We start from the raw sequence: 25,488 nt of genomic DNA on the forward strand, positions 1-25,488 counted from the left end.
TCCACGAATCTAACTTAGTTTTTTTACTTAACTCACTTTCAAACGATCAATCATTTTCATAATCAACTGGCTTGAGTTTAGTGCCGCCGTTTCTAGGAATTGATCGAATGAAAGGTTCGATTCTTTTCCAGCAATATCAGAAAGGGAACGGATGATTACAAATGGAGTACCAAATTGGTGAGCGACCTGAGCGATTGCTGCTGCTTCCATTTCTACTGCATAGAGGTTCGTGAACTTTGTGCGAACAAAGTCAACACGAACTGGATCGTTCATGAATGAGTCACCCGTTACGATTAATCCGCTTTTGACTTGGATATCGGTGATTTCTTTGGCAGCCATTTCGGCAATAGCAAACAGCTTTTCATTTGGGATGAACGCTGCTGGCAATTGCGGAACCTGACCATATTCATAGCCAAAAATCGTTACATCCACGTCATGATGGCGTACTTCAGTTGAAATCACCACGTCCCCGACATTTAATGATGGTTCATATCCGCCTGCAGAACCTGTATTAATAACCGCATCCGGCTTGAATTTTTCTAATAATATAGTTGTTGACATGGCTGCATTTACTTTGCCAATTCCTGATTTTAGTAAAATGACTTCAACGCCGTTTAATGTGCCCGTATTAAATTCACAACCGGCAATCGTCATTTGTTCAAGGTTCTCTATTTTCTCTCTTAGAATCGTTACTTCTTCTTCCATTGCTCCGATAATTGCTACTTTCATTCCTGTACCTCTTTCTATAATTTTTCAGCCTCCATAATCCAGACAAACGAGTTGCACTTATCGAATGATACAGTAAAGCCATTTTCTTTTAATATCTCTTCTAAAAACGGGATCGTTGTATAGTATTCAGTGGATAGATCGTTTGCTAAATTATGATACCCAGACGATTTTGCATCAAGTATGGCCTGTTTGTGATGAACATTTGTCAGATACATCGTATCCGCAAACACTATTTTACCACCAGTTTTTAATAATTGGCTATAGATTGCAATAGCTTTCGCCTTCTCGTCATCATTTAAATGGTGGAACGCATAGGTACTAACGATTGAATCCACTTGTTCGGGCTTAGGAAATTCAAAAAAATCCCCATCTACTATTTCCGTGCGAGCTTGTAATTTCTCCTTGGCCTTCTCTCTCATCGCAGGTGAGGGCTCCACAGCTGTCACTGTTAAGCCTGCATTCAACAATCTTTCTGTCAAATTACCCGTTCCGATCCCGAATTCGATTGTGTGACCATGGGCTCTGCTTACTACACTATCTAAAATCCGCTCATAGTTCAGAAACACTTCGCGGTATTCTACATCATGACCATCTACAGTATCATCATAGGATTTCGACCATTCTTCAAAAAGCTCGATAAATTCTCTTCCCATTTTTATCACCTTTTTATATTTAATTATTCCTATGAACATACTATGTTTTTATTTTGAAACTGTTCTCAATCTACCACATCTTCTCCTTTCCTTCAAGTATTAGATTTCCCTGCGAATTAGTCTTTAAACGTGATAAAATAGCCCTATACCCTAAGTAAATGGAGGCATGACCATGAATTTTCAGCTAGATTTAATCCAAGACAAAGTGGAGTTCTTTGAAGCGGACACCATTAAAAACCTCGAAAAGCAAATCCAAACACAAATCGAGATAAACAAAGCCATTCTCCTTGAAGTACAGTCCGTTTCCCACCAAATGCATGTGGAAGAAGGACATCGATTTTACAGTGCTGTCGTGCATTTTAAGATGAAAAAATAATAAAGTGAAACTTCAATCAGTGGGGGTTTTCTTCATCCCACACTGATTGTTAGTCCCGTTCTACTGTCGCTAAGATCCTCGCTTTCGCTTCGATCAATCGACAGTACGAACCCGATTGGTTCAACTAAACCTCTGCTCACGCATCGGTAAGTTTCACTGTATCTCACCAATCGGGCTTTTACGGGCAGTTTATCCCCCACCTACGCTTCTTCGATTTCTCTAAGCCTTGAGGTGGGGGTTTTACTGCCCGTTAATGCGGGATAAACTTTAATAAGTTCTATTTTTTTAAAAAAGGGTCTGCCCTCGCAACTACAAGTAAAGTAAGTGTTTATAACACATTACTACTGTAGTGTACGAGGTCAGACCCAATTGTAGACATTCCCTTTGTTTTTTGTTAAATCACTTTTTTTCCACTTTCACTGGTTTCCAGCCCGAGCCTTCCACCCACTCGATGTTGACGCTGTAAACTTGCTTTGTATCCTTCGCCGAAACGGTTCCAACGGCTTTACCAGGCGCTCCGCCATTTCCCAGCCACAAGACTGTCATATTATCTGTAGAGATACCAGCTCCTTGTGCAACAGCACTTTCCATTTTTGCCCAGTTAGTAGATCCTTTATCGAAATTTGTTACTTCAGCATTGGAAGGTTGCGTAGTTTCCACTGAATCCGGTGAGTCACTCGTTTCGGTATTCTCGTCATTTTCATCTTCAGATTCCAAAATGACTGTTGAATCATCTTGACCATTCTCATCAATTCCCTGTTCTCCATCTGTCTCGTCTTGACTTTCGGCATTCGAATCATCAGTTTCAGACGTAATATCCTGATCCTCATCCTCCGCTTTGCTAGTCTTAGCATCACTTTTCTCCGTTTGCTTCGGTGTATCTTCTTTAACCGTCGTTGATGCTTGTTTCGTTTCGTCTTTACTAAATAGGATCGATGCTCCGACAATTAGGATTAACGCGATTACAACAGTTATGGAAATATTATATATACGATTTGTTTTTCTCTGTTTGTCTTTGGTTGATGAACGTGCACCCGTATGAAAAGGTCCAGAATTTTTTTTCAATGTACTTCCCCCTCATTATTCAATACAAGGTCTATTTTAACACGTTCCCATATCAGTTTGAAGGGAATACTTTCCCAATCCTTAATTTAGCGGTTACCCTTCTTTCGAACCATCTTCATGATTGACCGCATAGATCCCTTTTACCATTTCCGCAAAAACAGCTGCCATTCCACTCGTATTTTCCGTTGTATCCAAATTAACCGCTACTAACGCATATTTCGGATTTTCATAGGGAAAGTAGCCTGCAAACCATTTATTCAGCTTGCCTTCCTTTATTTTTGTCTGCGCTGTTCCTGATTTTCCAGCAACGGTATAAGGCAAATCTTTCAATAAAGTACCGGTACCCTTTGGCTCATTCACGACGCCTCTTAATAATTCTTGAAGCTTCATTGCTGTATATGGAGAGATTTTATTTTGATCCATTTCTTTTTTGGGGAAATCAATCGCAGATGTCCCGTTATTGAATTCGACCTTTTGTACCGCCTTCACCATTTGTTTTTCGCCGCCACGGGCAATCGTCGCCATCATGTTGGCGACAGCAAGTGGAGTCACTTGAACATTTAATTGGCCGATCGCTGTTTTGGCGACCATCTTCGGATCGTTCTTCAGTTCATTCTGATCCTTCCAGATGGTTCCTGCTTGCTCGCCATACAGTTGTTTAAAAGCTGAATGATATAAATCACCTTGCCAGCCCGAATACTTTGTGATCGCAAGTTTGTCGGCATATGTTTCAAAGAAGTTCGCATCTTTTTGGGCTATTTCTTGAGACACTTGTGCAAATGCCCGGTTACAGCTCTGCGCAAAGCTGTTCTGAAAGTTCAACATTCCGAGCGGTCTTTGTTTTTCTTCCTTGCCATCAATCGTTTGATTACAGTCAAACATTCGAGTTGGTGGTGCTGTTTCATAATCAATCGCCGCAGCCGCTACGACCGTCTTAAAGACAGAACCAGGTACATGTTGGGTGAACATATTGTTGATGGCTCCTTCTCCATTCGGTTGTTGCATATCTAAAACAGGACGAGAAACACTTGCTAAAATTTCACTTTTCTCAATATCGAGTAAAATAAGCCCGCCTTTTTTAATTTGAAATTCATCCACGATTTTCTCTGCGGTTGCTTGAATTTCTTTATCTAGTGTTGTGATGACTTTTACAGGGTAAAGCGGATTGGCAGGTTCCACATATTTCACGTCAACTCCAAACATTGGCCCCCCATTCGCATCTACATGAAACACAAGCTTTGACTCGCCGCTCGATAAGAGAAACTCATCAAACGTTCGCTGTAACCCTTTGTCGCCCACTCTTGTGTCAGGCAAAAGCTCAAGGTCCGGGTATCTTTCTTTTGGCAATGAAGAGTACACCACCGTCGAACCAAGCAATTGACTAGCTTGCATGCTTGCAGAATTGAATTTCTGTTTCACAGCGAATACACCTGGTATTTTTAAGTTATTAATCGCTTTCGACTGATACTCGCTTAATTCAAGTGGCTGCTTACCGCCAAAAGCAAATGGTTTCTTTCCGTTCATAATTTCCGCTCGTAACTGACCTTCTCGAATCCCGATAATGGATGCAACTTGATCTGCAGGCCACTCCATCTTTTTTAAAAATGGAAATAAGACAAGCACTTGTTTCTCTTCATGGGTTAAAGGCTCTCCATCACGGTCATAAAACTTGCCACGTCCATCGTCAACAGTTAATACTTGTGATCTCTGCTTCACACTTGCTTCGATTAAGTTCACCTGATGTTTCGAAAACGACTCAGTGTTCCACAACTGAATGTCGACTAATCTTCCTATCAAAACGAGTAACAACACGATAATGAATGCGCCAAGCCATTTTATTCGTCGTATTTTCATCATCTAACACCTCATCCCTATTTTGGACGAGGTCTCCATTTTTCAAACAATTATACATGCATTTATTCACGAATTCATGATACAGTAGTCATAGAAGATTTCACAGGAGGCAAATGAATGAGAAAATTGATATTGGCCGATGCGGTTAAGCTGAAAAGTGTCCTATCAAAGCGCATTCAGGAATTAGAAACAGAAATGGACCTACTTGCATTTGTCGAAATTGAAAAAGGGTCAGAGATACCCAATCAGGTACGTAATCTCGCTGCGGTGGAACAAGAGCTTAAAGAGGTTCGCAGTGATTTTCGCTTACTTGATAAGCTCATGTACAAAGCGAACTATGAAAATGAAGTTTCCTTCGGAGAACAATCTTTAACGATTGTAGAAGCGATAGAGCTCGCCACCCAGCTACGGGCACAGGCGCGTAAATACAAACAATACGGCACCTCTGTTAAAGAAGAGATGATTCATTCCTATAGTGAAGCCATCACTTTAGTCAGAGTTGCAACATTCGATCCGGAAGTTTACCGCCTAAAGGGCATTGAAACTGAGAGACAAGCAAACCGACTTTCGAATCTAATCAATGCGAAAAACTATCAAATAGAACTTGATTTTGATAGCGATAAATATTTTTAAGCCTTGAAGTCGTGAGACTCCACTTCAAGGTACAGAAGGAGCCTCTTAATTTGTGGTGGCATATGTCACGTGGAAAATGGCTAAACCAATGACCTATTCCCCGTTCCATCTTTACCGTTAACCAATCACCACCTATTGCAATGGATCTTAGTTTTATATCCTTCTCCTTCTGTATTCCCCCAGGCCATATATTGGACTGGGGGATTTTAAATTGGTGGATTTATCCGGGAAGTGACGCATATATCCACCTGTAGTTAACGGATCCGATTTCGCAAATTCCAAGCAAAAAGGGTCAAACCCCGCTACTGTATAGTGTACGAGGTCTGACCCTTTTTAAAGCAGTTATGCAATTATTTAACGCTAATGATTTTCACAGATATGTCGCCACCTGGTGTGTTAACGGTTACGGTTTCACCAAGTTTTTTACCAATTAAGCTTTTGGCGATCGGCGAATCATTTGAGATTTTCCCTTCAAACGGATCTGCTTCGGCACTTCCTACGATCGAATACGTTTCTTCATCACCATCTGGAAGTTCAACGAATGTTACCGTTTTACCTAAACCAACGGTATCTGAATTTGTGCCATCTTCAACGATGATTTTCGCATTGCGAATCATATTTTCAAGCGTGGTAATTTTCCCTTCAACAAATGCTTGTTCTTCTTTTGCAGAATCGTACTCAGAGTTCTCAGAAAGGTCACCGAAACTACGGGCGATTTTAATTCTTTCGACCACTTCTTTACGCTTTACCGCTTTTAAATATTCAAGTTCTTGCTCTAATTTCTCTTTACCTTCTTTTGTCATTGGAAATACTTTTTCAACTGCCAAAACCTTCACTCCTTCAAAATTCTTCACGATGCAAAAAGCACGGTGACCGTTTATGTAGTATCTAGTGATCTACACTTTTCTAGCTGTAACGCTTGGCTGGCGAAAATAAAATATAAAAACAAGCAACAAATACATAAGCGCGCGTCCTTTTATAAAAAGGGCGCGCTTTGTACGTATTTTATTTTCCATCTAATTTTGCCAGTGTATAAATGTTTAGACTTTGGTTCCTATCTAATTTAGAAAAAGTCTAAACCGTGTAAGAAATAATTGTTTCTTATCTTTATCTATGTCATGTTATTACAAAAATGACTTTTGTTCAAGGATTGTTTGTATTTTTGTTACCATTAAATCGATTGCGACATAATTATGGCCACCTTCAGGAATGATAATATCCGCATATCGCTTTGTTGGCTCAATAAATTGATTATGCATCGGACGGACCACATTAATATATTGATCCATCACTGAATCCAATGAACGGCCTCGCTCTTTGATGTCACGGGACATTCTGCGAAGAATTCGTAAATCAGCATCCGTATCCACAAATAGCTTCATATCCATTAAATTTCGTAAGCGCTCATCTTCAAGAATCAGAATGCCTTCCAAAATAATCACATCTTTTGGCTCAACATGGATGATTTCTTCAGAGCGAGTATGAATACTGTAATCATATACTGGCTTCTCGATCGATTCATACCCCAAAAGCTTGTGTATATGCTCAATTAGCAAATCATTATCAAATGCAAGCGGATGGTCATAATTCGTTTTTAACCGTTCTTCAAGAGGGAGATTCGTTTGATCCTTATAATAATAATCTTGTTCTAGCATTAAGATGGAATGTCCTTTGAAGCTTTCATAAATCGCGCGTGTTACGCTCGTTTTTCCTGATCCTGAGCCGCCGGCTACTCCGATTACAACTGGTTTCTTTTCCATGTCCGTTAGTTCCCCTCTCGCATCATGTTGTTGGCAAATCAGGCTCATCCTCATTTCTTCGGACAACTTTTTAGAAGATGATTGCTAGCACCTACGTTCATTTCTTTACCGCCTCACACGGTTGTGGGAAATTCTAAGGTGCGCCCCCCTTAGCCCTCCTGTTCAAAAGAATAAGGCTATTCATCATTTCCGTTCCTGTATATGCTTTATCATCTGAGAACTAACCCGGCGAACTGAAGAAAGCTCGTCTTTTCGCTATGTTTCCCGAACAATCGCTGCTTATACGTTTTGAATACTTCCTATTTTCCTATTAAGGTCCGTATATTATCCCGAGTTCACCGAGCCATTCTTATTTATTGTCAAAGAGTCAGTTATCCAAACTAAACTTGAATATGTCGTCTTATACTTGTCGGTATGACAAGAAGTTCTGATTTCTTTATTTTCGTTGACCCCTATGCTTACTAATAGCGACACCATCACCAATTGGCAAAATGACTGTATCGTAATCAGGGTGATTGTGGAGCCAAACGTTATACTCTTTGATTTTCCGTACTAAGCTGCGAATGCGCCTTGGCTCAATTTCTTCTTCCGGCACTGCCACTAAACCTTTAAACAACACATTGTCTGTCACAATAATGCCTGAATCATTCAAGAAAGGCTCATATAGCTCGAAGAATTTTCTGTACTGCCCTTTTGCCGCATCAATAAAAACCGCATCGAAAGTACCATATTCTTTAATCGATTCTGTCACTTCAAGTGCATCGCCTTCGATTAGAATCACCCGATCTTGTGCACAAGCTTTACTAATGTTCTCTTTAGCCACACCAATTCGTTCTTCATCACGTTCAATTGTGACAATTTTCACATTTGGGAACACTTCAGCCATTCGCAGCGCCGAATATCCAATTGCTGCACCCACTTCCAAAATGGCTTGCGGGTTTTTTAGCCTTAAGATTTGCAGCAATGTTTCCATACCTTCCGGCTCCATAATCGGCACATTATGTAACCTTGCATACTCTTCCATCTCCGCTATCAAACCATTCCGCTCTGGGATTAGCGATTGAAGATATTCATCTATGCTCATGTTTTTTCCTCCTACGAAAAGCGCAAACACCTTGTTACGAAAGAAGATGTCATGCGCTACCACTTACATTCATTAAAGAGTTTAGCACTATAGAAAAACACAAGCACCATGCTCAATTAGCTAAAATAGAGGGAGTTTACTATTTGCCTGAAACAGCAAAACACCTCTAGAAACTTATACTTCTTATTTCTCAAGAAAAACCCGGCACTTAGCCGAGTCCGTACGTTTATGAACAAAATTTCTCTTGCCTAAAATTGCACTTTGACTATTTTACCACAAAAAGAGGGAGAATGTGAATATATCTCTCCCAATTGATGTGTCATTATTTTTTATTTGTAATATATTTGGCTTTATTTTGATTATGTTGATCCAAAGTCTTTGCAAAAACTACTTCTCCTGTGCTCGTTGCCAAGAAATACAAATAATCGGATGTTGCCGGATTTAAAGCAGCTTCAATCGACACTGTCCCCGCATTGGCGATTGGTCCAGGTGTTAAGCCCTTATTTTTATACGTATTATAAGGGGAGTTTACTTCTAAATCTTTGTAAAGGACCTTGTCTTGATGCTGACCTTTTGCATATAAGACAGTTGGGTCTGTCTGTAGAGGCATATCAATTTTCATTCTGTTAAAGAAAACAGAAGAAATCATATCACGATCAACCTTTGCTGTCGCTTCTTCCTCGATTAAGGACGCAAGAGTTAACATCGTATGATTTGTAAAATGCTTCTCATCCAACTCATCTTTGTATTGGGCAAGAACTTCTTCCGTCTTTTTCAACATTTCTGTGACAATACTCTCAAGACTCGGCTTTTCTTCATAGAAATCGTAAGTAGCTGGGAATAAGTACCCTTCGAGCGGGTATCGTACATTTTTGCCGTAAATTTCATCCGTTAGCAAATCTGGATATTTTGCTCGCATTTTATTAATAAAAGCTTTATTATTCATCTGTTTGAATACGTCGTCAGGATTCTCGTCAATTTTTTCAGCAATGATATTGGCAATTTGTACAAGCTGCTTGCCTTCTGGAATCGTTATTTTCAATTGCGCATCCATCACCACTTTACCCGTTTTCAAACTTTTTATGATTTCTGGTAAAGTCATGGAAGGCGCGAGCTTATAGTTTCCAGCCTGAAAACCAGATTCGTTTTTAAATTTAATATAATATTTAAATATTTTTGCGTTCTTGATAATTCCTTGTTCTGCAAGAATTGTCGATATGTTACCAACAGAAGAACCAATCGGAACTTCTACCTCTTGTATCTTTTGATTATCTGGGTCAGCAGGTTTTAGGGCAGATTGCACATACAAATAGCCACCGATGCCAATACAAGCTGCTACTACCACAATAACCAACATAACAATTATAATAATTTTTCTCACGATTCTCGCCTCACCTTGCTGCTCGAGCATTCTCTCTCGAATATACTGTATCTTTGTTTTATTCTTCTGATCCATTTATGTTCCCCCTCTAAGCAAACTGCTTATAACGGTATTTGCAGTCTTTCTCTGTCTGTAACGCTACACTCCGACTTATTATACTAAAATTCGCTAATAAATACAGAATTATATTGTAAAATATTATATATGGCGTTAAAGCGCCACCATTTACCATGAAGGATTCATCCTGTAGCACCGCTATACTCGCCTAATCACAATGGTGGCGATGCGGAGCTGAATTTTGGAGTATTTTCTTAAATATTGGAAGTAAATCTACATTGTAGATTGGCTATATTAGTGAGTCGCGAAGCCCCGCCCCATGTCCATAAAAAGAAAAGAGGCTATCCCATAACGGGACAACCTCTTTTAGATAGATAAGCGATCAATTAGATCAGTCTTCGTCGCCTTCTTCATCAAGGAATGTAGAAAGCATTTCTTCGATTACATCCCACTCTTCTTCTGTTTCAACTGGGGATAGTTCACCGTCTTTATTGTCTTCACTTGGTACGAAAGAAGAAGCATGAATTTCTATTTCTTCATCTTCGTCGTCTTCAGCTGAGATTGGGTAGTAAAGGACATATGATTTGTTAAATTGCTCAGAATCAAATGTGAATAATACCTCGCAAAGCTGTTCATTTCCGTTTTCATCTACAATTGTAATGTTATTCTCACCATGTTCCATTTGTATGCACCTCTTTATAAATTTGTTTGTCTGTCTAAAAAGCCTTGAAGAATCATAACGGCAGCCATTTTGTCGATGACTAGCTTCCGTTTACTTCTGCTCACATCTGCTTCAAGCAAAACACGTTCTGCAGCCATTGTGGATAGCCGTTCATCCCAAAGGTGAGTTGGCAGCTTGAATTTATCTTCGAGGCGCTTTTCGAATGCTTGACTCGCTTCGCCTCTCGGTCCGATCGTTCCGTTCATGTTTTTTGGAAATCCAATAACAATTGCAGAAACCTCGTACTCTTCAATAAGTTGTCCAAGTCGTTTTAAGCCAAAGTCCTTTTGGGCCTCATTAATCTTAATCGTTTCTATTCCTTGTGCGGTCCAACCCATTGCGTCGCTGATCGCAACACCAAGGGTTTTCGAACCTAAATCAAGCCCCATTGTACGCATTAACGACCCTCACGATGTTGTTTTAAATATGATTTCACCAATTCCTCAATAATCTCGTCACGCTCAAGCTTCCGAATGATATTCCTCGCATCCTGATGGCGCGGGATATAGGCTGGGTCACCGGAAAGCAGGTAACCGACGATTTGGTTAATTGGATTATAGCCTTTTTCCTGAAGTGCACCGTAGACTTGGAATAATACCTCTTGCACATCTCTCTCAAAGGGCTCTTCCGGAAAGTTGAATTTCATGGTTTTATCAAACGAACTCATGTCCTGCACCTCTTTTCAACATTCCATATTTCCGAACGGGTTTCCATGGATACATACATTGTACACTAGTCAGATTTATAATGAAACGGATTTTACCCATTCTTCCACAAAACTTAGCGCTTCATTCAATTTTGCCGGATTTTTTCCACCAGCTTGTGCCATATCTGGACGACCGCCGCCGCCGCCGCCGCAAATGCCAGCTACTTCTTTCAGCAATTTACCAGCATGATAGCCTTGATCAATATAGTCCTTCGTGACCGCAGCAATCAAGTTGACCTTATCTCCTTGTGCTGAACCTAATACGATAATAACGGATTCTAGCTTCTGTTTCAATTCATCTGCCATTGTCCGAAGATTATTCATATCTGTCGCTTGCACATTTGCCGTAAGAATTTTAACGCCATTTACTTCTTTCACTTGTGAAACAAGATTTCCTGCTTCAATATTGCCAAGTTTAGTCGCTAAGCTCTCGTTTTCACGTTGTAGCTCTTTCACTTCCGATAAAACGGATTCGATTCGAGCTGGAACTTCTTTTAGATTCGTTTTTAATTTGGCAGCCGCTTCTTTTAAGACACCAATTTGATCAGCCATTAGTGTATAGGCACCCGCTCCAGTAACTGCTTCAATACGACGAGTTCCTGCACCAATTCCACTTTCAGAGACAATTTTGAACAAACCAATTACCGCTGTGTTCGGAACATGGCACCCTCCGCAAAGCTCTAGGCTATAATCGCCAACTTGAACGACACGAACGATTTTACCGTATTTCTCGCCGAACAAAGCCATTGCGCCCATCTCTTTTGCTTCTTCAATGTTTTTGTAGTCAATATTTACAGCAATACTTTTCCAAATCTTCTCATTTACGATTGCCTCAATTTGCTCAAGCTCTTCTGCTGTGATTTGTCCGAAATGAGAGAAGTCAAAACGCAGACGGTCTGGTTCCACAAGGGATCCCGCTTGGTTTACATGAGTTCCTAGCACATCTTTTAACGCTTGATGCAATAGGTGGGTCGCTGTATGATTTTTAATAATTTGGCTACGATTATCAGCATCCACAACTGTAATTACATTTGCATCTTGTGTTAATGTTCCAGCTTCAACCGTCACTCTGTGTAGATTTTGACCATTTGGTGCTTTTTGAACGTCTAACACATTCAATTTTACGTCTTCGTTAACGACAATCCCTTTATCTGCAATTTGTCCGCCGCTTTCAGCATAGAAGCTCGTTTGGCTCAAAATGACTTGAACTTCTTCCCCTTCATGCGCTTCGGTTATAAGGTCGCCATCTTTAACGATTGCAAGCACTTGTCCTTCTGTTTCTTGCTCATCATAGCCGACAAATTTACTCTCTACTTTAATGTCGCCAAGCGCTCCACCTTGGATCTGCATCGAATCGACATCTTGACGTGCAGAGCGTGCACGTTTTCGCTGAGCTTCCATTTCTGTATCAAAACCAGCTTGGTCAACCGTCATCCCCTGTTCTTCTGCATATTCTTCCGTTAATTCAACCGGGAAGCCATATGTATCATAAAGACGGAATACGTCAGCCCCTGGGATGATTGTGCTGCCAGAATTCTTCGCTTTTTCAATCACATCAGCAAGAATTGATAAGCCATCATGCAATGTCTCGTGGAAACGTTCTTCCTCGTTTTTCACAACTTTCGCAATGAATTCCGCTTTATCTGTCACTTCTGGGTAAAAATCATACATCACTTCACCGACAACAGGAACAAGCTCGAACATGAATGGTCGATTAATATCAATTTGTTTCGCATAACGTACAGCACGGCGTAGTAAGCGACGCAATACATATCCACGTCCCTCATTTGAAGGAAGTGCTCCATCACCGACAGCAAATGCTACAGTACGAATATGGTCGGCAATGACTTTAAATGCAACATCTTTTTCTACATCAGTACGATATTTCACGCCAGAAATTTCTTCAACCGCACGGATAATTGGCATGAATAAATCTGTATCATAGTTCGTTGGCACGTCTTGGACAACGGAAGCCATCCGTTCAAGGCCCATTCCGGTATCAATGTTTTTCTTTGGAAGTGGTGTGTAGCTACCATCAGGATTGTGGTTGAATTGAGAGAATACTAAGTTCCACACTTCAAGATGGCGTTCATTTTCGCCGCCTGGATAAAGTTCAGGATCATTCGGATCATCACCATATTCAGGTCCGCGGTCATAGAAAATCTCTGTATTCGGGCCACTTGGACCTTCGCCGATATCCCAGAAATTTTCTTTAAGACGGATAATGCGCTCAGCTGGAATACCAATTTTTTTATTCCAAAGCTCAAACGCCTCTTCATCTTCAGGATGGATCGTCACAGCTAATTTTTCCGGATCAAAACCAATCCATTTCTCATCCGTCAAAAATTCCCATGCCCATGTGATCGCTTCTTCCTTGAAATATTCGCCAATCGAGAAGTTTCCAAGCATTTCAAAAAACGTATGGTGACGTGCCGTTTTTCCGACGTTTTCAATATCATTCGTCCGAATCGCTTTTTGTGCATTCGTAATCCGTGGATTTTCTGGAATCACACGACCATCAAAATATTTTTTCAAAGTAGCTACACCTGAATTAATCCAAAGCAATGTTGGATCTTCATGTGGCACAAGTGATGCACTAGGTTCAACGGAATGACCTTTTTCTTTAAAGAAATCTAAATACATTTGACGAATTTGCGCGCCTGTTAAGTTCTTCATAGCTATTTCCTCCTTATTTTTAAAAAGCGTCTTATCAGGGGCTGACCTAAGCACTCTAAATCAGTATTCCGTGTATACGTATTTAATTGTTGCGAGGTCTGCCCCTTAGCTTAGATACCCTAAATATTAGTTATTTCGTACTACGTAAACACCTTGTTTTACCTTTTTTGAACACAAAAAAAACCCTAATCCCTGACAGGGACGAGAGTTTGCTCGCGGTACCACCCTGATTATGAGTGCAAATGCGCCACTCATCACCTCAATCAACGCCTTAACGCGGCATACGGCAGGAATTAACTGCACTCCGGACTAGCTTTCCACTGTTCTTCATTCTGGCATCCCTTTCAGCCATGGGGACTGCCTCTCTTTAAGAAGGGCTACAGAGTACTTGATCCTTCAACGAGTTCTCGTGTAAAAATAAAGCATATGTATTGGATTATATTCACAAGATTTTCATTTGTCAATGGATACTTGCCGATACCGCCATTTTTAATCGGTGGATGGGTTATTTTTAAAATGTATCCGTGCATGAATGACAGATACTTTTACGACAGCAAGAATAGGAACCGCAATGATTAACCCAATCACACCTCCTACTTCTCCACCAACCAACAGCGCAAACATAATAAAGATCGGGTGCATATGCAAGCTTTTTCCAATAATAAGTGGTGAAAGGATATTCCCTTCTAAAAATTGCAACACCAAGACAATGACAACGACAATCATAATCATTTTTACAGAAATCGAAGCCGCAATTAACGCCGCCGGAATCGCACCGAAAATCGGACCGAAGTATGGAATGATATTGGTAATCCCAATAAGCGCGCCTAGCAGTAAGGGATATTTCATCCCGACAATCCAGAATAGTAGCGAAGAAATACCACCGATTGCCGCACACACGATGATTTGCCCACGAATATAGCCACCAAGCGAAACGTCGATATCTTTTAAAAAAGCAATCCCTTGGTTGCGCCATTTTCGTGGTGTTAAATATCGTGTCATTTTTTTCAATGCATCATAATCTTTTACAATATAAAAAGCAATAAATGGGATTAGAGCAATTAATAACACAAAATCAAATAGCTTCATCGAATAGCTCATGATTGTATCCATCAACGATTCCAATTTACCTTCAATCTTGAGGATAGTAGCATCTAATCGTTCATGAATGCCCAATGGCCAATCCTCCGTCTTACGACCAATCCAGTCTGTCCAATCCCGATATTGCTCCGCTGCTTGAGGCGCATTCTCAGACAACTCTCTGATTTGTTCGGTCATGATGGGAATTCCTTTGTACACAGCAAAACCAAACCCGCCAAAGAACAATAAATAGATAATGACAATGGAAAGCCCTCGCTTCAAACCCTTTTTATGCAAAAGCTCCACTACTGGGTGCAAGAGATAACTAATAAACGCCGCAATTAAAAAGGGAATAAGCACCTTCATCCCTACGCCTACAATCGGTGCCCACATCGGCTTGAGCTTCATAAAAATATATAAAACAATAAATAATAGCAACAGAAATCCCAGTCGATAAAACCACTTCATTCGAATGTTCATACACCTCACCTCACAAATAGTAGTGTTCGTGAGGCGTGGGGAAAATATGTATGGAGGATTAATTCTGCGTTTGACGCGTATTTTTCGATTCGACGCACAAATTCTGAATTTGACGCGTATTTTTCGAATTTAAAGCATAACTCCCGATCTTGACTCATATTTTCAGGATTTGACGCATAACTCCCGGATTTGACACGTACTTGCAATTTTAAACTAACTTCCTGTCAATTTTTTATTAAAAGAAGGAAATAATCTTATAAATAGCGAATGAATTACTTTGGAAATTATAAAGGAGTGATAATTTGTTTATTAAACCTCTCACCACACCGCTTTCTTTAAGAAAGTTGCAAGCTCTTTTTGAAAGAACCCCGATTGACCATCCGGCCCGCTCTCAGATTCAGAATGATCTTGGCCGAACCACCGTAGGATTTAAAGGAGAAGAATCTCTTCTTTACTATTTAGAGTTTTTAAACGAGCAGCAATATTTTATTTTTCACAATCTTAGACTTCCGATTAGAAAAGATAAGTTCTTTCAGCTTGACTATTTAATTCTTTCCGCAACATTTTTCTTAATTTTAGAAGTGAAGAATTATTCAGGCATCGTCCATTTCGATCCTCATTTTAATCAAATCATTCGAACCAATACGTCCCAGGAAGAAGAAACATTTCCTGATCCCCTTTTACAAGCTGAACGACAAGTTTTTAATCTTCATCATTTTTTTCAATCAAAAAAGGTCTCAAAGGTCCCTCTTGAAACACTCATAATCTTCCCGAATTCTTATACTCAACTAAAGACAACGACATCAAACAACCATATTTCAAAAAAGGTGATTCATAAAGAAAAACTATTACAAAGCATTCAATTCCTCGAATACAAACATCCAAATGAAATCTTTACGAAAAAGGAGATACAGCGAATTTCAAATGTATTGCTACAGGCCCATACCCCACTCAACCAAGAAATCTCAGCAAAATATTCTATCCAAAAGAGTGATTTGATCAAAGGGATTCAATGCCCTTTATGTACTTCTTTTTCTTTAGTGCGATCTCATGGGATATGGACGTGCCCTGGCTGTGGCTCAACTTCTAAAAGTGCGCATCAGACCTCTATTCGAGACTATGCATTATTAATCAAACCCTCGATCACGAATCGAGAGCTACGAGAATTTATTTTACTCGAATCCAGAACAACCGCTACGAAACTTCTGAAAGAATTCCAATTCCCAACTACTGGTCTTAAAAAAGGACAAGCTTACATCATTCAATTGAATGATGATGGTGAATTATTAAGTTGACGCGTATTTTCGGGATTCGGCGCACAAACCTTGAGTTTGACGCATAATTACATGTATACAGCGAAAAACCCCGCACAAATGTCGGGGTTTCTGTATTAAAGCATCGATTTTAATTTTTTTCGCATCTTTTTCGTGTATTTTTTCATCATACCGGTACTGTTACCAAGGAAGTTTTTTGAACGTCTCCTCATTGTTGCACCTCTTTTCTCGCGTTTACATACTCAAACGGCGATCATCTTCTTCAAACAAGTCGTCCAACGAGCTTAAACTTCCGTCCTCCTCGACTTGATGGGTATTAATGATCCCTTTTATTACACTCATTTCAATGAAACAATTCCAACAATAGAACTGATTGACACCGATTTTACCTACATCTTTACTGTTACAATTCGGGCATTTAATTTCCAAAATGGACACCTACCTCTTCATAGACCGAAATGATATTTCAACATTTCATTCGCTACGATTATGCCCATTTTTTCCATGAAACATACCCTTATGCAAAGAAAACCTTTCCGAACATCTTTAGTATTTGTCTTTAGACAAACAAAGATGAACTGAAAGGTTTTCCATGTTTGGTTACATAAAATCATATGGTGTGACGTGTTCCATGCCAATCATTGGGTCAACCTTCATGAGCATTTCGAAAGGATCGACTGCTGCTTCAGTCTCTATAATCTCTGTAGCATTAGTTTCTTCCATGTCAGTTGCTTGTAGTTTTTGCATCAATGTCGTTTTGCGCTTCATTTCATTATTGCGTTCAATTCCTTGACGGAAGGCATCTTCTTCTCCGCATAAAATCAAGAAATTTTTACTTCTTGTAATCGCCGTGTACAATAGATTTCGCCGCAACATTCGATAATAGCTTTTGACGACAGGTAAAATCACGATCGGAAATTCACTTCCTTGTGATTTATGGATCGAGCAGCAATAAGCATGGGTAATTTGATTTAAATCTTGCCGTGTATAGACTACTTCGATTCCCTCAAACGAAATGACTAGCTTATCGACGTTATCCGTATTTTCCTTGGCAAAAAGGACGGAGACTATTTCGCCCATATCGCCGTTATAGACGCCTTCTTCAGGTTGATTGACGAGTTGCAATATTTTGTCGCCACTCCGGTAAGCGACATCGCCAAATTTCAGCTCCCGTTTTTTCGCATCAGCATTGCCGTTGAACACTTCTTGAAGCATTTTGTTTAGATTATCAATCCCGGCCGGCCCCCGGTACATCGGGGCAAGCACTTGAATATCTCTTGATGTAAAGCCTTTATTACGGGCATTCGCGACGACTTTTTCAACGACTTGGGCGATTTGTCCTGTGCCACAGCGGATGAAGGAACGGTCGCTTTGCTGCTGACTGAAACTTGCAGGCAATCTTCCTCGCTTAATTTCATGGGCAAGTTCAATAATCGAAGAACCATCTGCCTGGCGGTAAATTTGCTCAAGGCCAACCATCGGAACCGATTGTGATGCCAGTAAATCCTTTAACACCTGACCGGGACCAACCGATGGGAGCTGGTCTTCATCTCCAACCATAATAAGCTGTACATGTTCAGGTAAGGCTTTTAACAGCTGATGAGCAAGCCATGTGTCAACCATCGACATTTCATCAATAATCACAATTCGCCCTTCGATCGGGTTCTCTTCATCATGGGAAAATCCTTCACTCCCATTCCAACCGAGAAGCCGATGAATAGTTACAGCCGGCAAACCTGTGGATTCTGCCATTCGCTTTGCCGCACGTCCAGTCGGTGCTGCCAAGACAAACGGAAATGGTTCAGTCTCTTTTTTATAGTCGTGAATGTCCATCGACACACCATGGAGCTCTGCATACAGCTCAACGATTCCTTTAATAACTGTCGTTTTCCCCGTTCCCGGTCCTCCTGTCAAAATCAACATCGGCGACTGAAGCGCCGTCTGAATCGCTTCTTTCTGGGCCGGGGCATAATCGACGCCAAGCCGCTCCTCTAATTCACCAAGCGCCAGCAAAAATTCAGATTCAGGAAATTGATCTTCATACTCGGTTTGCGCTAAAATTCTCTTTATATTCGTGACAATCCCTTTTTCTGAGAAATATAAAGAGGGCGGATAAATCCGACGCTCCTCGACTTTGATTTTCCCTTCATCCTCAAGCTTCACAATTTCCGAAGAAATCGCTGCAAACTCAATTTCATCTCGTTTATTTTCTTCGAGCATGCTCTTAACTGCCTCTAGTAAATCCTCAGCCTCCATATACACATGGCCGTCTTGAAGACATTGGGCATCAAGCGTATACAAACAGGCTGCTTTAATTCGATCAGGATGCCCCCCTGAAATACCAAGCTGAAACCCAAGTTCATCCGCTCGGCCAAAGCCGATTCCTTCAATATCCTCGACAAGCTGATAAGGATTCTTTTGTAAAATCGACAATGTATCATGTTGGTACATTTGATAAATTTTCATCGAAAGCTGTGGTCCAAATCCATATTGATTCAAACCAATCATCACTTGTTCCAACCCTTGATGTTCAATCAATGTATCGTAGAAGCCTTTCGCTTTTTCAGATGATAATTTCGGAACCGTATCCAAGAGTGACGGATTGGCAAGTATTTTCGAAATGGCATTCTCACCAAGTGTATCGACAATGCTTTCTGCCGTTCTTTTCCCAATCCCTTTAAACAAATCACTCGATAAATAAGCGACGATTCCTTCTTTCGACTGCGGCATATCTTTCCTGAAATGTTCGACATGAAACTGCATGCCAAACCGCGGATGATCCTTCATCGTGCCATAAAAAATATACGTTTCCTGCTCATGAATCTTTGGAAAATACCCTGTTACAACAGCTTCTTGCTCGTCGTATTCCAAATTCGTTTCATCGAGGCGAATCCGCACGACAGAATACAAATTTGACTCATTATGAAAAATTGTTACTAAGTGCCGACCCTTCATAAATTTCTTCTCTTCTGAAAAAAGATCCAACGCATCCTGCTGGCTCATACGGTTCCCCCTTTCCAAAACGATCTTATTCTTCGTTCAGCGTTTCCATCAATTTTTTCCCATGAGCTGCTAGCATATGATCAGGCTGCACTTCCAAAGTTTTCTCGAAATATTCAATAGCCTTCACAGCATCTTCTTTATAGCCACCAAATGCCACGCCAAGATTGTAGTAAGCGTCTGCATGCTCTGGATTCTGTTCAATCACGATTTCCAATTCTTTAATTAGCTCATCGTACAACTCCGCATTAGCTAAGCAAAGCGCATATTGAAAACGAGCATCGACATCATCCTGATTCAATTCAACCGCACGTTGCAAGTACGGCATTGCGAGTTTCCCTTGATCAAGCTGCATCAAAGTTATGCCAAGCATAAAATACACATCACTCGTATCTAGCCCGGTACGAAGCGCCTTTTCAAACATATCCTTCGCTTCGATGAGCTTGTCCATTTCAAAATACAGATTTCCTAGCGAGTAATAAGCGGCCCCAGCTTCTTTATCGAGTTCAAGTGCTTTTTTATAGAAACTCTCTGCCTTCGCTGTTTCGCCAACTGCAGTTAAAACATTGCCGAAATTTATGTATGCTACAGGCTCTTTCGGGTTTTCCTCAATCGCCTCGGAAAAAATCTTCACCGCTTCTTCATACTTACCTTCTTGCATATATTGAATTCCTTGTTGGTTTTTATCCATCATATTCACTCTCCATTTAATCTATAAAAAAGGGTCTGACCCTTTATTTATGGGACATCTCCATTAGATTTCATTCTTTAGCAGTATACCATAAAGAAGTCGGCTCATCATTAATCGTACGGTAGGAATGCACAGCAAATGAATGGATAATCTATGATTCGTGAGTTCTGTACGATTCATTTCATCCTACTTCGTGCGTAAACCTTCCTTTACAAGGTTTGCGAGCGGGAATTGCCTATTTACGTGCCAGACTGGGGTGTTTGCGCGTCGGAATCTGTACGTTTCAAGCGGAATTTGAGATTTACGTGCCAGATCTCCATTTGATCCACTCACCTAAACAGTAAAATCACAAAATCCCCAGCCAAACCACGGCTGGGGATGATCATTATCCGACATATGTCAGTTTTTCATTATTTTTAAACACTTCATCAATCGTACCGCCGCCAAGACACACATCGCCATCATAGAAAACAACGGCTTGTCCAGGTGTGATCGCGCGAACTGGCTCAGCAAAGATGACTTCAACATCGCCATTTTCAAGCACTTTCACATCCACTTTACTGTCCGTTTGACGGTAACGGAATTTGGCTGTACAGCTAAATTCCGCGGCAGGTGCATGCTCTGCAACCCAGCTCATATTGACCGCTTTAAGTGAATCAGAGTATAGCACATCATTTTCGAAACCTTGTCCGACATACAATATATTCCGTTTCAAGTCTTTGCCCACCGCAAACCAAGGCTCTCCACTGCCGCCAATACCAAGTCCGTGTCGTTGACCGATTGTATGATACATGAGACCTTCATGCTTGCCCATCACTTTTCCATCCAACGTTTCCATATTACCAGGCTGTGCGGGTAAATAGTTACTTAAGAAGTCTTTAAAATTGCGTTCACCGATAAAGCAAATGCCAGTTGAGTCCTTCTTCGTTGCTGTTGCGAGTCCAGCTTCTTTGGCAATTTCCCGCACTTCTTTTTTATCAATGTGACCAAGTGGGAACATGACCTTTTCCAACTGGCTTTGCGTCAACTGATTCAAGAAATACGTTTGATCTTTATTCTCATCGATACCGCGAAGCATTTTATATTCGCCGTCACGGTAAGCAACCTGTGCATAATGACCCGTTGCTAAATAATCGGCACCAAGGCTGACTGCATGTTCAAGAAATGCTTTGAACTTAATTTCCTTGTTACACATAACGTCCGGATTCGGTGTTCGGCCTGCTTTATATTCCTCTAAAAAGTACGTAAACACTTTGTCCCAATATTGCTTCTCAAAGTTCACAGCATAATATGGAATACCAATTTGATTACATACAGCAATTACATCATTATAATCATCTGTTGCGGTACAAACGCCGTTTTCGTCTGTATCATCCCAATTCTTCATGAAAATCCCGACTACATCATAGCCTTGTTTTTTCAAAAGCAGAGCAGCAACAGATGAATCAACGCCACCTGACATACCGACTACGACACGCGTGTCTTTAGGTGCTTTATTCATTATGTTTCACCTCTTACCTAATTCTTTATTTCAACAATCTGTTGATTATCTTAACCGTTTCATGTGCCGCTTGTCTCACATCTTGCTCAGAGTTGTTTAAGCCAAAACTAAAGCGAATCGAGTTTTTCGTCCGTTCAGAATCTTTGCCAAACATCGAAACAAGGACATGAGAAGGATCGATGGACCCCGCTGTACAGGCAGATCCACTCGAAACAGCAATGCCTGCCAAATCCAAATTCACAAGCATCGATTCCACATTTGTTCCAGGAAAACTAATATTTAACACATGCGGCAATGATGATTCGCTAGACCCATTCACGATATAGTCCACAAAAGCCTCGTTAAAAATATCTAAAATAACTTTTTTATAGCTTACATACAGCTCACTTTTCTCCAAAATTGTGCTTTGTGCAATCGTAACGGCCTCTGCAAAGCCAGCAATCGCTGGGACACTTTCCGTTCCAGCACGACGCTTTCGTTCTTGCTCGCCACCGTACAAATGCGGCTGATGCTTAATGCCGTCTCGAATGTAGAGAAAACCGATACCTTTAGGTCCATTGATTTTATGAGCACTAACCGAAAGTAAATCAACATGAAGTTCATTCACATCGATTTTCACCAAACCGTACGCTTGTACCGCATCCGTATGGAAAAATGCTGGATGATTCTGTAATAGCTCACCGATTTGCTGAATCGGTTGTATCGTTCCGACCTCATTATTACCAAACATGATGGAAACGAGGATGGTATCATCCCGAAGTGCCAATCGTACCTCTTCAACCGAAACAAGCCCTTCTTCATTAACTGGTAAATAGGTTACTTCAAAACCAGATTTCTCCAAAAACTGGCATGTATGAAGGACGGCATGATGTTCTATTTCTGTCGTAATAATATGCTTGCCTTGATGCTGATAAGCACGCGCAATACCAATTAGCGCCGTGTTATCACTTTCCGTACCACCACTTGTAAAAATGATTTCATTCGACAACGCACCAATGCTCCGAGCCATCATCGCACGGGACTCATCCAGTACATGACGCGACGCGCGGCCGTACGAGTGAATACTAGACGGATTGCCATACTCATCCTTCATGACAGCCATCATCCGATCAATCACACGCGGATGCATCGGTGATGTTGCCGCATGATCTAAATACACATTCTTCACGTTAGTTCCTCCGATATATAAAAGAAAATAAATTTTCCATGTCAATTTATCCTGAAATTTTCATGATGGTCATATTCTATAATTTTATTTGACATGATGCAAAACAATGATTTCACTAAACGACTTATTTTAAGGCTATGTTAAACAATATTATTGTTAAAAAGATTTTTGGCTCATTCGTGTGAAACCCTGATTTCACACGTCTTTCAGCTATGCTGGAAGGTAGAGCTAAAATAAGCCAAAAATCAACAACGTTATATAACACAGCATATTTTAAAAAGAAAAAAGGAGCTTAACTCCACAACTACCATTTCAGAAGATTGCGGATAAACAGCTTCTACATGGTGTAGTCTTGGAGTTAAGCCCTTTTTATTCCTTCACCGTTTTAAAGGTATTAAATATAAAACATATACGAATCATGTTCGCTATCATCTTTATAATTCGTTAGATCCTCAAGTGTCGTACTGTCTAGGACATCCTTTACTGCATCCCGAATCCGAACCCATAGTTGGCGTTTAATTGGTTCTTCATCCTCAATTCCTTCAACCGGGGTAATCGGGCCTTCCAGTACACGGATGATATCACCAGACGTAATTTCTTTCGGTTCTTTCGTTAAAATATAGCCGCCATATGCTCCACGAATACTGCGAACTAAGCCAGCATTTCGAAGCGGTGCGATCAGCTGTTCTAAATAATGTTCTGATAAATTATGTGTCTGTGCAATCGACTTAAGCGATGTCGGACTCTTCCCCTCGCCATACTGCTTTGCCAATTCAATCATAATGGTTAAGCCATAGCGGCCTTTTGTCGAGATTCTCATCGTTTACCCACCTTTATGTTTTCCTTCAATTTATAACCTATTTCATTATTTCATGATCGGATTAATATGCTTTAAAAATTATAGCATAATCCTAGGTGAAATGCATATTAGTGCATGTTCAAAAAGGAGGATAAAAAGAGCCGAGAAATTCTGCGAGCGCATCTCAAGAACCTTTCGCGTATGCAGGAATGCATGAGGAACGGATCTTTGCACAGAACGTACGCGTTTTTAACAGAAGGTCAAAAATGCGCGACAAAGAAATTCGCAAGCTTTTCTTTACCAGACTTTTTGAACACGCTCCGTTAGCCTATTTACGTTCTTTTTCGTGAAAAATATGATACCTTTATCTTACACAAAAGCTATAGGAGCGATGACAATGTCCATAAAACCACTTGCATTTAGGATGCGCCCCCGTTCTATCGAGGAAGTGATGGGGCAAGAGCATCTCGTTGATGAGGGAAAAATTATCTATCGAATGGTCAAAGCAAAACAGCTTTCTTCAATGATCTTATACGGCCCGCCTGGGGTTGGCAAAACGTCTATTGCTAGCGCCATTGCTGGCAGTACCCAATTTGCCTTTCGTACTTTGAACGCGGTGACTAATAATAAAAAAGATATGGAAATTGTCGCTGCCGAGGCAAAAATGTCAGGGAAAGTCATTCTCTTATTAGACGAAGTTCATCGACTCGACAAAGCGAAACAAGATTTCCTGTTACCATATCTTGAAAATGGCATGATTACATTAATAGGAGCGACAACAAGTAATCCTTATCATGCAATCAACCCAGCTATTCGGAGTCGTTGTCAAATTTTCGAATTAAAAGCACTTGAACCCGATGACATTGTTACGGCTTTGAAACGTGCGATCGATGATGATGAACGAGGACTTGGGAAATATTCTACAGATGTAAGTGATGAAGCACTCCTTCATTTGGCAACCGCCTCCAATGGTGACGTTAGAAGCGCTTTGAACGCCCTAGAGCTCGCGGTCATCTCAACAGAGCCTGACATTGATGGGACGATTACGATTACAGTAGAAATTGCAGAGGAATGCATTCAGAAAAAAAGCTTTTCTCACGACAAAGACGGCGATGCCCATTATGACGTGATTTCTGCCTTTCAAAAATCCATTCGTGGCAGTGATGTGAATGCCGCCCTTCATTATTTAGGGCGTCTAATTGAAGCAGGCGATTTAGTCAGCATCGCCCGTAGACTCGTCGTCATTGCCTACGAAGATGTTGGTCTCGCTAATCCACAAGCTGGACCTCGTGCATTAGCAGCAGTCGAAGCAGCTGAACGCCTCGGTTTTCCGGAAGCACGTATCCCACTCACTAATTCAGTCATCGAGCTGTGCTTATCCCCTAAATCAAACACAGCAATTATGGCGATTGACGCAGCACTTGCTGATATTCGGGCTGGAAACACTGGTGACATACCTGACCATCTGAAAGATGCCCACTACAAGGGGGCCAAAGAACTCGGACGCGGCGTTGAATATTTGTACCCGCATAACTATGAAAGCGGCTGGGTGAAACAGCAATATTTGCCAAATAAACTGGTTACTAAAAAATATTACCAGCCAAAAACGAGCGGAAAATTTGAACAAGCCCTTGCAGCTGTTTATGATAAAATTGAAAAAAACGCCAAGCCTAATCCTACACGGAAATAAAGGCTTGGCTTTTTTTGACATAATGCCACCTAGATTAAGTAGCAATAGAGTGACAGAGCCCCATTCACACGATCTAACCTATTTATTACACTTTCCTCCGAAACTTCATC

The 25,488-nt window shown here is 40.7% G+C and carries 23 protein-coding genes; 4 read left to right on the forward strand and 19 right to left on the reverse strand.

All coding sequences use genetic code 11. From position 1 onward, the window contains the following. Nucleotides 1-27: 27 nt before the first annotated feature. Both mtnN and AC1MGI_RS18745 read right to left on the reverse strand, forming a co-directional pair. The gene (mtnN, locus tag AC1MGI_RS18740) at nucleotides 28-729 is read right to left on the reverse strand and encodes a 5'-methylthioadenosine/S-adenosylhomocysteine nucleosidase (RefSeq protein ID WP_480346938.1); all 702 of its coding nucleotides are present in this window, start codon (nucleotides 727-729) and stop codon (nucleotides 28-30) included. A 14-nt stretch (nucleotides 730-743) separates the two neighbouring features. Next, nucleotides 744-1,382 carry a class I SAM-dependent DNA methyltransferase gene (locus AC1MGI_RS18745; RefSeq protein ID WP_480346940.1) on the reverse strand — a complete coding sequence of 213 codons (639 nt, stop codon included), beginning with the start codon at nucleotides 1,380-1,382 and terminating at the stop codon, nucleotides 744-746. 172 nt (nucleotides 1,383-1,554) lie between these two features. Between AC1MGI_RS18745 and AC1MGI_RS18750 the strand changes: the two genes are divergently transcribed. Then, nucleotides 1,555-1,758 carry a DUF2536 family protein gene (locus AC1MGI_RS18750; RefSeq protein ID WP_480346942.1) on the forward strand — a complete coding sequence of 68 codons (204 nt, stop codon included), beginning with the start codon at nucleotides 1,555-1,557 and terminating at the stop codon, nucleotides 1,756-1,758. Between the two features lie 399 nt (nucleotides 1,759-2,157). Here AC1MGI_RS18750 and AC1MGI_RS18755 read toward each other — a convergent pair whose 3' ends face one another. Both AC1MGI_RS18755 and AC1MGI_RS18760 read right to left on the reverse strand, forming a co-directional pair. After that, nucleotides 2,158-2,823, reverse strand: a complete 666-nt coding sequence (locus AC1MGI_RS18755) for a YrrS family protein (protein WP_480346944.1) — start codon at nucleotides 2,821-2,823, stop codon at nucleotides 2,158-2,160. 93 nt (nucleotides 2,824-2,916) lie between these two features. Beyond that, nucleotides 2,917-4,680, reverse strand: a complete 1,764-nt coding sequence (locus tag AC1MGI_RS18760; RefSeq protein ID WP_480346946.1) for a peptidoglycan D,D-transpeptidase FtsI family protein — start codon at nucleotides 4,678-4,680, stop codon at nucleotides 2,917-2,919. A gap of 114 nt (nucleotides 4,681-4,794) precedes the next feature. On the opposite strand from AC1MGI_RS18760, the gene AC1MGI_RS18765 reads away from it, so the two are divergent. Beyond that, the gene (locus tag AC1MGI_RS18765) at nucleotides 4,795-5,310 is read left to right on the forward strand and encodes a hypothetical protein (protein ID WP_480346948.1); all 516 of its coding nucleotides are present in this window, start codon (nucleotides 4,795-4,797) and stop codon (nucleotides 5,308-5,310) included. A gap of 350 nt (nucleotides 5,311-5,660) precedes the next feature. Here AC1MGI_RS18765 and greA read toward each other — a convergent pair whose 3' ends face one another. From greA to AC1MGI_RS18810, 9 genes are all read right to left on the reverse strand, one after another. Next, nucleotides 5,661-6,137 (reverse strand): transcription elongation factor GreA, encoded by a 477-nt coding sequence (gene greA, locus AC1MGI_RS18770; protein ID WP_480346950.1) that lies wholly within the window; start codon nucleotides 6,135-6,137, stop codon nucleotides 5,661-5,663. A gap of 297 nt (nucleotides 6,138-6,434) precedes the next feature. Continuing rightward, nucleotides 6,435-7,070, reverse strand: coding sequence for a uridine kinase (gene udk, locus AC1MGI_RS18775; protein WP_480346952.1), 636 nt, complete (start codon nucleotides 7,068-7,070; stop codon nucleotides 6,435-6,437). Between the two features lie 436 nt (nucleotides 7,071-7,506). Beyond that, nucleotides 7,507-8,154: an O-methyltransferase gene (locus AC1MGI_RS18780; RefSeq protein ID WP_480346954.1), complete on the reverse strand. Its 648-nt coding sequence runs from the start codon at nucleotides 8,152-8,154 to the stop codon at nucleotides 7,507-7,509. A gap of 322 nt (nucleotides 8,155-8,476) precedes the next feature. Next, nucleotides 8,477-9,610 (reverse strand): endolytic transglycosylase MltG, encoded by a 1,134-nt coding sequence (mltG, locus tag AC1MGI_RS18785; protein WP_480346956.1) that lies wholly within the window; start codon nucleotides 9,608-9,610, stop codon nucleotides 8,477-8,479. Between the two features lie 373 nt (nucleotides 9,611-9,983). Then, a complete protein-coding gene (locus tag AC1MGI_RS18790) occupies nucleotides 9,984-10,274 on the reverse strand; it encodes a DUF1292 domain-containing protein (protein WP_400623736.1) in 291 nt (96 codons plus the stop codon). A 14-nt stretch (nucleotides 10,275-10,288) separates the two neighbouring features. Beyond that, on the reverse strand, nucleotides 10,289-10,711 hold the full coding sequence (gene ruvX, locus AC1MGI_RS18795) for a Holliday junction resolvase RuvX (protein WP_480346958.1): 423 nt from the start codon (nucleotides 10,709-10,711) through the stop codon (nucleotides 10,289-10,291). Then, nucleotides 10,711-10,980 (reverse strand): IreB family regulatory phosphoprotein, encoded by a 270-nt coding sequence (locus AC1MGI_RS18800; RefSeq protein WP_028391906.1) that lies wholly within the window; start codon nucleotides 10,978-10,980, stop codon nucleotides 10,711-10,713. Before AC1MGI_RS18800 ends, ruvX begins: the two co-directional genes overlap by 1 nt. Before the next feature lie 75 nt (nucleotides 10,981-11,055). Beyond that, a complete protein-coding gene (gene alaS / locus AC1MGI_RS18805; RefSeq protein ID WP_480346960.1) occupies nucleotides 11,056-13,695 on the reverse strand; it encodes an alanine--tRNA ligase in 2,640 nt (879 codons plus the stop codon). A gap of 489 nt (nucleotides 13,696-14,184) precedes the next feature. Continuing rightward, nucleotides 14,185-15,255 carry an AI-2E family transporter gene (locus AC1MGI_RS18810; RefSeq protein ID WP_480346962.1) on the reverse strand — a complete coding sequence of 357 codons (1,071 nt, stop codon included), beginning with the start codon at nucleotides 15,253-15,255 and terminating at the stop codon, nucleotides 14,185-14,187. Between the two features lie 302 nt (nucleotides 15,256-15,557). Between AC1MGI_RS18810 and AC1MGI_RS18815 the strand changes: the two genes are divergently transcribed. After that, nucleotides 15,558-16,550, forward strand: coding sequence for a nuclease-related domain-containing protein (locus AC1MGI_RS18815; RefSeq protein WP_480346963.1), 993 nt, complete (start codon nucleotides 15,558-15,560; stop codon nucleotides 16,548-16,550). 213 nt (nucleotides 16,551-16,763) lie between these two features. Here AC1MGI_RS18815 and AC1MGI_RS18820 read toward each other — a convergent pair whose 3' ends face one another. The 6 genes from AC1MGI_RS18820 to cymR all read right to left on the reverse strand — a co-directional run bounded on the left by AC1MGI_RS18820 (nucleotide 16,764) and on the right by cymR (nucleotide 23,709). Continuing rightward, nucleotides 16,764-16,952, reverse strand: a complete 189-nt coding sequence (locus tag AC1MGI_RS18820; protein ID WP_480349877.1) for a hypothetical protein — start codon at nucleotides 16,950-16,952, stop codon at nucleotides 16,764-16,766. A gap of 177 nt (nucleotides 16,953-17,129) precedes the next feature. Beyond that, nucleotides 17,130-19,532 carry an SF1B family DNA helicase RecD2 gene (gene recD2, locus AC1MGI_RS18825; RefSeq protein WP_480346965.1) on the reverse strand — a complete coding sequence of 801 codons (2,403 nt, stop codon included), beginning with the start codon at nucleotides 19,530-19,532 and terminating at the stop codon, nucleotides 17,130-17,132. A 25-nt stretch (nucleotides 19,533-19,557) separates the two neighbouring features. Beyond that, nucleotides 19,558-20,220 (reverse strand): tetratricopeptide repeat protein, encoded by a 663-nt coding sequence (locus AC1MGI_RS18830; protein ID WP_480349879.1) that lies wholly within the window; start codon nucleotides 20,218-20,220, stop codon nucleotides 19,558-19,560. Nucleotides 20,221-20,605: 385 nt separating this feature from the next. After that, nucleotides 20,606-21,721, reverse strand: coding sequence for a tRNA 2-thiouridine(34) synthase MnmA (gene mnmA / locus AC1MGI_RS18835; RefSeq protein ID WP_062177732.1), 1,116 nt, complete (start codon nucleotides 21,719-21,721; stop codon nucleotides 20,606-20,608). 25 nt (nucleotides 21,722-21,746) lie between these two features. Next, nucleotides 21,747-22,889 carry a cysteine desulfurase family protein gene (locus AC1MGI_RS18840; RefSeq protein ID WP_480346967.1) on the reverse strand — a complete coding sequence of 381 codons (1,143 nt, stop codon included), beginning with the start codon at nucleotides 22,887-22,889 and terminating at the stop codon, nucleotides 21,747-21,749. 394 nt (nucleotides 22,890-23,283) lie between these two features. After that, on the reverse strand, nucleotides 23,284-23,709 hold the full coding sequence (gene cymR / locus AC1MGI_RS18845) for a cysteine metabolism transcriptional regulator CymR (protein WP_480346968.1): 426 nt from the start codon (nucleotides 23,707-23,709) through the stop codon (nucleotides 23,284-23,286). Between the two features lie 376 nt (nucleotides 23,710-24,085). On the opposite strand from cymR, the gene AC1MGI_RS18850 reads away from it, so the two are divergent. Further along, complete coding sequence (locus AC1MGI_RS18850; protein WP_480346970.1) at nucleotides 24,086-25,378, forward strand: replication-associated recombination protein A; 1,293 nt, start codon at nucleotides 24,086-24,088, stop codon at nucleotides 25,376-25,378. Nucleotides 25,379-25,488: the final 110 nt, after the last annotated feature.

The sequence above is a fragment of the Peribacillus sp. BM1 genome, from assembly GCF_056679975.1.

What these genes read in the sequence shown, in the direction of transcription:
- mtnN (WP_480346938.1), bottom strand. Translation starts at nt 729, where the DNA reads ATGAAAGTAGCAATTATCGGAGCAATGGAAGAAGAAGTAACGATTCTA.
- AC1MGI_RS18745 (WP_480346940.1), bottom strand. Translation starts at nt 1,382, where the DNA reads ATGGGAAGAGAATTTATCGAGCTTTTTGAAGAATGGTCGAAATCCTAT.
- AC1MGI_RS18750 (WP_480346942.1), top strand. Translation starts at nt 1,555, where the DNA reads ATGAATTTTCAGCTAGATTTAATCCAAGACAAAGTGGAGTTCTTTGAA.
- AC1MGI_RS18760 (WP_480346946.1), bottom strand. Translation starts at nt 4,680, where the DNA reads ATGATGAAAATACGACGAATAAAATGGCTTGGCGCATTCATTATCGTG.
- AC1MGI_RS18765 (WP_480346948.1), top strand. Translation starts at nt 4,795, where the DNA reads ATGAGAAAATTGATATTGGCCGATGCGGTTAAGCTGAAAAGTGTCCTA.
- udk (WP_480346952.1), bottom strand. Translation starts at nt 7,070, where the DNA reads ATGGAAAAGAAACCAGTTGTAATCGGAGTAGCCGGCGGCTCAGGATCA.
- AC1MGI_RS18780 (WP_480346954.1), bottom strand. Translation starts at nt 8,154, where the DNA reads ATGAGCATAGATGAATATCTTCAATCGCTAATCCCAGAGCGGAATGGT.
- mltG (WP_480346956.1), bottom strand. Translation starts at nt 9,610, where the DNA reads ATGGATCAGAAGAATAAAACAAAGATACAGTATATTCGAGAGAGAATG.
- AC1MGI_RS18790 (WP_400623736.1), bottom strand. Translation starts at nt 10,274, where the DNA reads ATGGAACATGGTGAGAATAACATTACAATTGTAGATGAAAACGGAAAT.
- ruvX (WP_480346958.1), bottom strand. Translation starts at nt 10,711, where the DNA reads ATGCGTACAATGGGGCTTGATTTAGGTTCGAAAACCCTTGGTGTTGCG.
- AC1MGI_RS18800 (WP_028391906.1), bottom strand. Translation starts at nt 10,980, where the DNA reads ATGAGTTCGTTTGATAAAACCATGAAATTCAACTTTCCGGAAGAGCCC.
- alaS (WP_480346960.1), bottom strand. Translation starts at nt 13,695, where the DNA reads ATGAAGAACTTAACAGGCGCGCAAATTCGTCAAATGTATTTAGATTTC.
- AC1MGI_RS18810 (WP_480346962.1), bottom strand. Translation starts at nt 15,255, where the DNA reads ATGAACATTCGAATGAAGTGGTTTTATCGACTGGGATTTCTGTTGCTA.
- recD2 (WP_480346965.1), bottom strand. Translation starts at nt 19,532, where the DNA reads ATGAGCCAGCAGGATGCGTTGGATCTTTTTTCAGAAGAGAAGAAATTT.
- AC1MGI_RS18830 (WP_480349879.1), bottom strand. Translation starts at nt 20,220, where the DNA reads ATGGATAAAAACCAACAAGGAATTCAATATATGCAAGAAGGTAAGTAT.
- mnmA (WP_062177732.1), bottom strand. Translation starts at nt 21,721, where the DNA reads ATGAATAAAGCACCTAAAGACACGCGTGTCGTAGTCGGTATGTCAGGT.
- cymR (WP_480346968.1), bottom strand. Translation starts at nt 23,709, where the DNA reads ATGAGAATCTCGACAAAAGGCCGCTATGGCTTAACCATTATGATTGAA.
- AC1MGI_RS18850 (WP_480346970.1), top strand. Translation starts at nt 24,086, where the DNA reads ATGTCCATAAAACCACTTGCATTTAGGATGCGCCCCCGTTCTATCGAG.